At 32.0% G+C, this 1,681-nt stretch carries 2 protein-coding genes; both read right to left on the bottom strand.

Annotated elements, in window-relative coordinates:
* A partial coding sequence (locus L4C33_RS22095) for a glycosyltransferase family 2 protein (RefSeq protein WP_428814529.1) occupies window positions 1–675 on the bottom strand: 675 nt, incomplete at its 3' end.
* Window positions 665–1,681 (bottom strand): O-antigen ligase family protein (locus tag L4C33_RS22090; RefSeq protein WP_428814528.1); only part of this gene is annotated, 1,017 nt, incomplete at its 5' end. The genes L4C33_RS22090 and L4C33_RS22095, both read right to left, overlap by 11 nt.

Below are 1,681 nucleotides of genomic sequence, written 5' to 3'. Positions count from 1 at the left end.
ATGTTTTGTTATATTATTATTACTAATCCTTTCATGTTCATGGCTCTTATCTAGAACATAATCCATACAACGTGTATTATGAAATATACCACTTCCATTTTCGCTTAGAATATTAATCCACATATCAATATCTTGCCACGATTTAAGACTATCATCATATTTAACTACATTATTAAAAACATTTCTTAGCGTAAATATCTGATTTCCTACATCATTTCTTGTATATWGGTTATTTCTACAGGCTGAGGTTGGATATAACTGGTTAATCATTGTTCCATCTCTTCGCTTTACGAACTTGTCTGAATACAGAGCAATAACATGTGTTGATTTATCCCTCCAAGCATTTATAAAGTTTTCCAATCGCTTAGGTAAAAAGTAATCATCATCATCTAACCCAGTTACAAAGTAGCCATTCGCAGCTTGTATTGCCCTATTTCTATTAAAGCAAGCTCCTTGATTTTTCTCATTTTTAAAATATCGAATTCTTGAATCATTTATCATTAACTTATTAACAACCTTTGATGTATCATCCGTAGAGTTGTCATCAACGATTATTATCTCAAAATCTTGCATAGTTTGATTAAGTACAGATTGAACAGCGCGATTAAGTAGCTCACTCCGGTTATATGTCGGTATATAAACAGAAACCTTTAAATTCAATTTATTATAATCCACTTTTATTAACCTCAACAAAATGAATGTACTTTAGAAGAAGAGCTAAAGGAATATATGACTGAGGCGTACTTAGAGTATTATCAAATATAGTCAAAACAAAGAATCCAAATAACATGTAGCGCATAAACCTTTTAGATTCCTGACTGCAAACCCTATATGTATAACTAATTACAATAAAGAAATTAATAAAAAACAAGAAAGAGCCAATAGAACCAAGTTCCATATAAAAGCGTATAAATTCATTATGCGGAACCGTAAATAAGTATAGATTATATTCTTCTATCCCTTCCGTCACCTGAGTTATTGAACCTAACCTCCCGCCAAATAAATTAACACCATCTAATCGACTTAGAAAATAATCCCACGCAAACTCTCTGCCAGAAAAATTAAGCCCACCTTCTTGATCGAATGTTGATGTTTGCGTTCGTTCAATCATCGATTTCGCAAAGGCACCAACTACATATAATGCAGGGGGAATTATTAAAGCAAGCTTGCGCCTCACACCTTGATTTCTTACGAACCTAATAAGCAATACTAACGGAATCAAAGCCGCAAGTAACGGACCGCGACTTCCAGAAAACAATAATAAAAGTAATGAAAATAGCAGTAAAACTAAATGAAGCCTCTTATTACATATAGATTCATAACATAAGAACAACATTATAAAATACATTAAAAAACCAAAATGAGCATTCGCTAACCCTGCTCCATACCTATTAACTGAASTGGATAGAGGTACATCTAACAACAGATACATAACTAGCGATATTAGAATCATGGCAACAGGCAAAAAGACCATTGCAGTTGCAATCGTCTTTATATGAGAATCAAAATTAACTAGTAATACAAAATGTATAATACTTAGCCCAAGGAGAGCCATTAAAAAAGTACTATAACTAACGACTGCATAATCTTGGTCATAAAAACAAAATGAAAAAACAGCCAACACCCAAAAGAACAAAAGATTCTTTATATATTTTTTTTCAATACCACATTTAAAATAAAG

The organism is Vibrio makurazakiensis (genome assembly GCF_050337375.1).
GTDB lineage: Bacteria > Pseudomonadota > Gammaproteobacteria > Enterobacterales > Vibrionaceae > Vibrio > Vibrio makurazakiensis.
Note: the sequence above shows the minus strand (reverse complement) of the source record. Positions and strands in the feature narration are given on the sequence as shown.